General features: G+C 43.1%; 9 protein-coding genes, 1 tRNA gene and 1 pseudogene. 5 read left to right on the forward strand and 6 right to left on the reverse strand.

The genetic code is table 11. The features are described 5' to 3' along the window. Positions 1–71 (reverse strand): helix-turn-helix domain-containing protein (locus B9T16_RS23085; RefSeq protein WP_410245878.1); only part of this gene is annotated, 71 nt, incomplete at its 3' end. 158 nt (positions 72–229) lie between these two features. Further along, complete coding sequence (locus B9T16_RS23090) at positions 230–1,417, reverse strand: histidine kinase (RefSeq protein WP_006619251.1); 1,188 nt, start codon at positions 1,415–1,417, stop codon at positions 230–232. Positions 1,418–1,707: 290 nt separating this feature from the next. On the opposite strand from B9T16_RS23090, the gene B9T16_RS23095 reads away from it, so the two are divergent. Then, positions 1,708–3,255, forward strand: a complete 1,548-nt coding sequence (locus B9T16_RS23095) for a DUF2079 domain-containing protein (protein WP_006619250.1) — start codon at positions 1,708–1,710, stop codon at positions 3,253–3,255. Here B9T16_RS23095 and B9T16_RS23100 read toward each other — a convergent pair. Both B9T16_RS23100 and B9T16_RS23105 read right to left on the reverse strand, forming a co-directional pair. Further along, positions 3,248–3,541: a hypothetical protein gene (locus B9T16_RS23100; protein ID WP_006619249.1), complete on the reverse strand. Its 294-nt coding sequence runs from the start codon at positions 3,539–3,541 to the stop codon at positions 3,248–3,250. The two genes, B9T16_RS23095 and B9T16_RS23100, sit on opposite strands and share 8 nt — an antisense overlap. A gap of 648 nt (positions 3,542–4,189) precedes the next feature. Then, on the reverse strand, positions 4,190–4,660 hold the full coding sequence (locus tag B9T16_RS23105) for a hypothetical protein (RefSeq protein WP_410245876.1): 471 nt from the start codon (positions 4,658–4,660) through the stop codon (positions 4,190–4,192). Positions 4,661–4,811: 151 nt separating this feature from the next. Here B9T16_RS23105 and glyQ point away from each other — a divergent pair, with 151 nt between their 5' ends. The 4 genes from glyQ (at position 4,812) to B9T16_RS23125 (ending at position 7,041) form a co-directional block, all read left to right on the forward strand. Further along, positions 4,812–5,693, forward strand: a complete 882-nt coding sequence (gene glyQ / locus B9T16_RS23110; RefSeq protein WP_006619247.1) for a glycine--tRNA ligase subunit alpha — start codon at positions 4,812–4,814, stop codon at positions 5,691–5,693. Positions 5,694–5,884: 191 nt separating this feature from the next. Then, complete coding sequence (rplS, locus tag B9T16_RS23115) at positions 5,885–6,271, forward strand: 50S ribosomal protein L19 (protein ID WP_006619246.1); 387 nt, start codon at positions 5,885–5,887, stop codon at positions 6,269–6,271. A 118-nt stretch (positions 6,272–6,389) separates the two neighbouring features. Beyond that, positions 6,390–6,462: transfer RNA gene (locus B9T16_RS23120), tRNA-Trp, on the forward strand. 372 nt (positions 6,463–6,834) lie between these two features. Next, on the forward strand, positions 6,835–7,041 hold the full coding sequence (locus B9T16_RS23125) for a hypothetical protein (RefSeq protein WP_410245877.1): 207 nt from the start codon (positions 6,835–6,837) through the stop codon (positions 7,039–7,041). Between the two features lie 335 nt (positions 7,042–7,376). On the opposite strand, the gene B9T16_RS23130 is transcribed toward B9T16_RS23125, so the two are convergent. Then, complete coding sequence (locus B9T16_RS23130) at positions 7,377–7,835, reverse strand: DNA adenine methylase (RefSeq protein ID WP_410245879.1); 459 nt, start codon at positions 7,833–7,835, stop codon at positions 7,377–7,379. A 54-nt stretch (positions 7,836–7,889) separates the two neighbouring features. After that, positions 7,890–8,160: pseudogene (locus B9T16_RS23135) on the reverse strand (hypothetical protein); the annotation flags it as partial.

Genomic DNA, 8,160 nt, shown 5'->3' on the forward strand with positions numbered 1-8,160 from the left:
CCAAACGCCTTGGCGAGAGACGCTTTTTGGTCGTCGGTTGGGTAGATGCGATACTTGTACCCCTTATACATTATCTTGATTTGCTGTTGCCGATAACATTGTAGCTGATCATCCGAGGATTCGCTATCGCTCAGTTTGTTTATTGGTTGCTATTCATCCCCTCCCTGCAAGCGAGGAAGGGGAATTCCGCAACATTTTGTTAAATTGAACAAAAAATCAACAAGTTGACTTAAAAGGTAGGGTAAATGTCATAAACAGGTAGGGTAAAGTGAAAACAGCTACCGCCCATCGAAGAGGTAGAACTGACCCAAATCTGACCATAGTGAGCATGGATAATTCTCTGACACAGGGATAAACCAATACCATAGCCATCGAGGGACTCATCCCGTTCGAGACGGAAGTGATCCTGAAAAATGCGATCGCGATTTTCTTCAGGAATACCGGGGCCACTGTCACAAATACTGACCTGTATTTTTTGGGTAGTCCGATGCAAGACAGACACCCAAATAGTGCCACCCTCTGGGGTATATTTAATCGCATTATCCAACAAATTAACAATAACTTGACGAATCCGTTCGCGATCGGCATAGACATAAGGAGTATCAGTAGGTAAATCCGTTTTGAGTTCCAGAGATTTCGCCTGTAACTGATCATCAAACTCTGGTAGTATCTCCTGAAAAAATGCTAACAGTGACAATTGCAAAGGTTGCAGTTGTAACCGAGAACTCTGACCAGTAGCCGCCTTTAATATATTAGTAATCATCCTATCGATCTGACGGATCTGAGTACGAGCTTGTTTAATTAAGCGAGATTTGAGAGCCGGTGTAAATTTCTTAGAGTTAGGCGCTCCGGCGATTTGGCTATTTTCCAAAGTTTCCAAAGCCAGAGAGGCTGCGGTCAAAGGACTACGGAGGTCGTGGGCCAAAATTTCAATAATCCGATCCTTAAAACTTACCTGTTGTTGCAATTGTTCTTTTTCTTGCTTGAGGCGAAACACCTCGTCACTGAGTCGGATTAGTTCTGCAATATAGTTGAGGTCAGCAACAGAGCGATAATTTTTAACTGAACCTTTCGCCTCAAATGGCTGCTGAGTTTGATACTGTTCAAGAGATTGCTGCCACCGTAGCCAAAATTCATTAAGCTGCTTAACAATATCAGTACCCGCTAGAATATGTCGGGGTGAGGGATGAATTTTGACCAAAGCCGGGGTGGCAACTAACTTAAAGTGTTCGGCCAGATAGGGTTGCTCTCCCACATCAATAATTTGCAGATCAAATCTGTCCTCAGATTTAAGGACTTCGAGATATTCACATATTTGTTGGACTTGCTCTCTGGAGCTAGGGCGACCATCGACAAACAGCAAAAGCTGTAAGCATTCTTCAGAGTTGGTCTTGCTATGGGTAGTTCCGACTTCCATGAATGACTTTCAAGGGGGACAAAAGACCTGATCAATTCGACACTGCTGCTGGAATATGAAGAGCTAGGGGATGATACTAGCGCTTACTTGTTGACTCAATTTAATATCTGCTTTAGATTCTAGCCTGTGATTTGACATCATGGCTAATCAAGTTGACCCCTACCTGCCCTAAATATGAGATATTAATCATTTGAGCTAATTAAGATGGAGTGGTTATCTTGGTCAACTGGCATAAAAACCCGTCCCTGAAACTGTTGCTAGGTAGTGCGATCGCATTTTGGGGCATCTGTATGGTTTTGTTACTGCACCGCTACTTCACCTTTTATGCTTCCTATGATCAGGGCATTTTTAACCAAGTCTTCTGGAATGGTATCCACGGCCGTTTTTTTCAGAGTTCCCTATCTTCCGCCCTGTCTACTAATGTTGTCCACCAAGGCCAGTTCCCCGACGTTTCCTATCACCGCCTCGGACAACACTTTACCCCCGCTTTGCTCCTATGGCTACCCCTGTACGCAATATTTCCCTCTCCTGTCACCCTCAGCGTCTTACAGGTCACTTTGGTAACTGCTGCGGGTTTAGTTCTTTACCTCCTAGCCAGACAATACTTAGAACCGCCTCTATCTGCCTTAATTGTAGTTAGTTTTTATGGCGCTAATGCCGTTATCGGTCCCACTTTAGCTAATTTTCACGATGTCAGCCAAATTCCTTTATTTGTGTTTACCCTTCTCTTGGCTATGGAGAAAGGTTGGTGGTGGTTATTCTGGATATTTTCCGTTTTGATTTTAGGGGTGCGAGAAGATGCGGGCGTGGTTTTATTTGGGGTGGGAGTTTATATGATTCTCAGCCACAGATTCCCCCGCCGTGGCTTGATTGTCTGTGTTCTCAGTTTCGGTTATATGCTGGTTTTAACTAATCTTATTATGCCCTTGTTTTCGGCGGATATCTCCCAGCGGTTCATGATGGAACGCTTTGGTCAATACGCCGAGGGAGATGAAGCCTCGACTTTACAAATTATTTGGGGGATGGTTAGTAATCCCTTGCGGTTTATTCAGCAGTTATTTACTCCCTTTGGTCGCACTATTACATATCTTTTTGGTCAATGGTTGCCTTTGGCTTTTATTCCGGCGATCGCTCCCGCTTCTTGGATGATTGCCGGCTTTCCTTTATTAAAGTTGTTTTCTGCTCAAGGAATGTCCGTTTTAGCTATTACAATTCGCTACGCCATGACCGTAGTTCCCGGATTGTTTTATGGTAGCATTTTGTGGTGGGCTAAACAACAAGAAAAATCCCCAGAAGCTGAGTTACCTTCTCCCAAATTTCGCCGTTTTTGGGTCGCTTGTATCTGTCTGTCTTTGATATTTACCATCACTTCTAATCCCAATCGAACCCTGTATTTTTTAATCCCTGATTCCATTCAACCCTGGGTTTATGTTTCTTTGACTGAACAATGGCCACGGTCTCAAAATATGCGATCGCTTTTAGCCGAAATTCCCCCTGATGCTAGTGTGGCGGGAACTACTTATTTAATTCCTCATTTATCCAGTCGCCGCCAGGTTCTACGCTTCCCTCTGTATCAATTAATCAATGATCAGGGTCAGTTGGTGGCTATGGATTATATTATTGCTGATTTGTGGCAACTTCAACGCTATCAGGTCGCTTTTAGTGGCGATCGTGATGCTTTACGTGCGATCGTAGAAACTACCGATCGCTTGACTTCTACTCAAGAATATGGTATTTTACAGTTCGATAATGGCTTGCTTTTAATGCGCCGGGGTTTTCCTTCTGACCCTAATGCTATGGAAGCCTGGGGGGAATTTCGACAAGAGGTTATTAGTTAACTCTCCGACAAAGATACTCCCCAAAACTGTGGGGTTGAAATTTACTCTGTTTTCCGTCTGAACTCACCCGCAGGCGATCGCGACAATTATAAATCCACTCTCCCTGCGCTACCCCGTCAATACTCAATTTCGCCCTATATTCCCAATGGTATTTGGCGCTGCGTTTGATGCTAATTATACATATCTGGTGATTATCAAACATTCGACATATCCCAGCTTCTGAAACTGGTGCGATCGTCACTGACAATAACCCCAACAGCACTAAACCTAAGACTAAAAATCTCATGGCTTCTGTCTCATTCTCCTCTTACAACCACCCCTTAACTCCTTAGACTATCCTATACCCTGATTGGGGAGGTATGCACATAATGTCTATTTTGTCAAGACACTGCTTTGGGACTTCCCCCAATTCCCCGAAAATTCGTGCATCGACATTTTTAAATTTTTACCAGATAATATTAATTTTAACCATTGGATAGGGGTTACAGAGCTTTTTTTTGCACCAAGACACAAGAAGCCCTTGGAAGCCATTTCCTACATGGTAGCAAAACCCCTATAATCTCGTCAAGTATTTGCTAGTTATTATCAATAAAAACTTATTAATTCTTAACAAACTTGATAAAATCAAAACTATCGCCAGCCATACATTAGCTAAACTTAACTAAATCCTCCCATTTAGGCCAAAGTTAGTGTTACCTAAGATACGCCAAACCGACAATTTCAACTATTGAGTAGGAATTAGTGAAGTAGCCAAAAAGAGAAACCGGGTTAGTAGCCGAGGGTATCCGAGGCTTTGGCTTTGGATCTTGCTGGTCTGACAGCACATCATCGAGCATAGCTATAGTATCCTCAGAGGTTTTTACGAGGGTTATATGGTAGATATTTGCGGCTTATTGATTAATAGTATTAGCCGCCAATTTAGGCAAGATAATTGTCAATCTAAACGGAGCGCCCCAGTCGGTAAATCGCCGCCATGACGCTCAGTAGTAAAGGACTCAATTCTGCCTTCAAAAGAATTAAAAATAACCCGAATCTCATCATAGCCCACAGCAGTAGAAACCCCTCTAGGTGTACGACAATTAACCTGAAGTAGCCAGCGAAAACCATCCACATCCTGATAATAACTTTTGCCACAATCAAAGCCAATAAAGCCTTCGATCGCCAATTGATTTAATCCGGCGATTCCCATGGGGCTACCAAGTATAGCATCAATAGTATCATGGGTTTCCTGTTGATTGAGCCTGCGCCATACTATATCGCTGCTACTATTCTGAGCCAGGATGATATCCTCGGAAAAATCAAGGTTAATTTGACCAGGAACCGGACTCGCAAAAGTTGCGAAAAATCCCGCCAGCCCTAGCATTTTTAAGGCTTTAACAACAGATAAGTAATGTGTAGCAGACATAATTTTCTCTTCCAGTAATTGTTACCAGACCCATCTTATCATCAAAGCAACAATAGCCTAGGGAAAGTATAGGGAAGTTGGCAATTGTGAAATAATGAGGATGATATTTGATAGAATTGTGGCGGACACCTTAGCCATCAATAATTTACCAGTGAACTTTCAATCAGTTATTGCCACCCTGAACCAATTTTGGAGCGATCGCGGTTGTTTAATTGCCCAACCCTATGATACCGAAAAAGGGGCAGGAACCATGAGCCATCATACATTTCTACGGGCGATCGGTCCAGAACCTTGGTCTGTGGCCTATATAGAACCCTGTCGCCGCCCTACAGATGGACGTTATGGGGAGAACCCTAACCGTTTTCAACATTATTATCAATATCAGGTGCTAATCAAGCCTTCTCCCAACAATATCCAAGAGATTTATTTAGACTCTTTGCGGGTACTAGGAATCAATCCCGAAGACCATGATATTCGGTTTGTTGAGGATAACTGGGAGTCCCCCACTTTGGGTGCTTGGGGTGTAGGTTGGGAAGTGTGGTTAGATGGTATGGAAATTACTCAGTTTACCTACTTCCAACAATGCGGAGGAATTGATTGTCGTCCGGTTTGTATTGAAATTACCTATGGATTAGAAAGGCTGGCGATGTATTTGCAAAATGTAGATGCGATCGTCAAAATTGCTTGGACTGATGAGATTAACTATGGTGATATTCATCTACAAGGGGAAATAGAACAATGTACCTACAATTTTGAGGCATCTAATCCGGAGTTACTGTTTAATTTATTCTCATTGTATGAACAGGAGGCGGAACAGTTAATTGAGCAAGGTTTAGTTTTACCGAGTTTAGACTATGTTCTCAAGTGTTCCCACAGTTTCAATTTATTAGATGCTAGGGGGGTAATTGCTGTGACTGAACGCACTAGATATATTGGCAGAATTCGGACTCTGGCGCGCCGGGTTGCTCACTGTTATTTAGAACAACGAGAAGGTCTGGGTTTTCCTCTGCTAAAATCTTCTCAAGCCGCTTAAAATTCCTCCCAGTCATGGCTTATGGGTATAGGTATACAGACAAGCCGTGCCTTGTCCCTTCCCTTCCCTACTGTTAATTTCATGGTGCAGGGGGTAGGGGTTGATTTGAAGCGGGGGAATCGTTGTCGGTTGGGTTGAAAAAATGACCAAAGGATGTCATAATGAGAGATTGTGAGTTTTAAACGATTGCCATGCAAGCCCAGGAAATTATCCGCGCCATTGAGCAAGAAGAGATCGAAAGTGTCAAAACCAACGTCCAAAAAGAAAGTATCCCTAAAATCTATGTGGGAGATACGGTGAAAGTCGGTGTCAGAATCACTGAAGGTGGAAAGGAACGGATCCAGCCCTATCAAGGGACGGTAATCGCTATGCGTAATGGTGGTATCAACGAAACTATCACCGTCCGTCGTATTTTCCAGGGGGTTGGGGTAGAACGGGTGTTCTTGCTCCACTCACCCAGGATTGCTAGTATTAAGGTAATCATGAGAGGGAAAGTCCGTCGGGCTAAATTGTACTATCTTCGCGATCGCGTTGGGAAAGCGACGCGGGTTCCTCAGCGTTTTGACCGTCCTCTGTAAGTCCCTTGTGGTGAAGGTTTCCGAGCAAAACTTGAAATTTCCCAACCAAGCACTTGCATTGTTCAAAACACCGTGCTATACTAGCAAACGCATGTGGCATAAAAGCCCCATGCTGGGTGCGTCCTTAGTTCAGTTGGTAGAACGCAGGTCTCCAAAACCTGATGTCGAGGGTTCAAGTCCTTCAGGGCGCGTTAACTATAAACCCTTATCCTGACAGCGATAGCGGGTTATTACTCAACCCCTATATCCTATTGAGTTACTCAGATATTACTCACAATCTAGTCCTAGCATAGGAAAATAATTCTGTCAACAGGTTGATTACTCAGTCAACAAGCACAACTTAATCAATCTGTCAAATACCCATACCACCCCCCAACCAAACACCGATAGGGTAACTCCCTTGTGATACCCGTCAATGGCAAGCCTATCGGTTCGTTACGAACCATTGACTGCTATCACATCGGTCGCACCCCCAAGAGTGTTTGTTTCGGTTGGGGGAGGATATGGCTCAAAGTCAACATGATAGCTGTAGGTAGCCGTAGGGGGAACCCACTAGGTTATCAATGTACAACGATACCCCTATCAATGTACAAAGATATCAGACCGCCTACCTGGTTCCCTGTGGTAGTCAGGTAATTAGTGAAATATTGAGGAGCCTACTCACTACCAACAAAATGCGATCGCATTATCTAAACTATCTCCTACCGGAATCAACCCGATACCCTCAAACAACTTTTCAACTGGTGACTTGTTTCGTCATCTCTCGCTGATACCTACATAATCCTAGACAATTGCTTTACCAGCGACATCGGTTATCCACATAATCCTAGAGAATTGATTCCCCATCGAAACCGATACCTACATACCGCTAGACAAGTCTCCAATTTATAGGGGTACTGGGTTCCGCCGGGATGATTACCCCTAATAAAGCACTAAGCCAAAACCTTAACCCGTCTATTGTGGGTAAATTAGGGGTAAGCATTCATATAAATGATTTCCTGGCCTGGAAAACCAGGCCTGGAAACAAAAAATATGCAAGCACCCCTACAGTCAGAAACCATAGGGGGCCATTTAAGTTATTGAGTTAGGTGTTAGGGTTTAGGGCTTAGGGCTTAGGTTGACCCCATGTATTAAGTAGGCAATTATAGGCCTCTGAGTTAATTAACTCAGGAAGTTGATTAAAACCGTCTAAGTTACTTTTAACCCATAATACTTCAGTTCGTTTCTTTTTTACRTCTTTCTTGTGACTAGCGGACATGACTGTATTTATTTCTATTTTTTGTGTAAATGATTGAGGTTCAATCATCTGATGATAATTCGATACAATGTAATTGCCTGTTATGCAATCTAATGTATGACATAGTTTTGTCCAATCTTTAATCGTGTAGCCACTATAGTGGCCTTGTGTACTACCGGGATAAGGCGGGTCACAATAGAATAGTGTATCAGGTGAATCCCATCTTTCAATACACTTAATTGCATCCTCACAAGAAATGCGAACCTTTTCTAATCTTTCCAACGCTTCAGATAGCCTAGCTTTTTTAGCTATAAACGTATAACAGATTGATTAAGTTGTGCTTGTTGACTGAGTAATCAACCTATTGACAGAATTATTTTCCTATGCTAGGACTAGATTGTGAGTAATATCTGAGTAACTAGGCATAGTTATTGGGTTGAGTAATAACCGCGCTTCGCTATCAGGATAAGAGTTTAAAGGCAATACCAGAAGCCGGATAAACTGCACCTGTTCATCCTGAAACGGTTGAGTGAGATAGGTTTGAAAGTTCTGTAACTGGCTGGGTTTCCCTTGCCACAAATTCAAGCGACAGGTGACAATTATACTCGCATCTGTCACCCACCCTCGGAATTTTCCCCCCTTTAGGTCACTC

The sequence above is a fragment of the Arthrospira sp. PCC 8006 genome (assembly GCF_046480465.1).
Lineage (GTDB): Bacteria > Cyanobacteriota > Cyanobacteriia > Cyanobacteriales > Microcoleaceae > Limnospira > Limnospira platensis.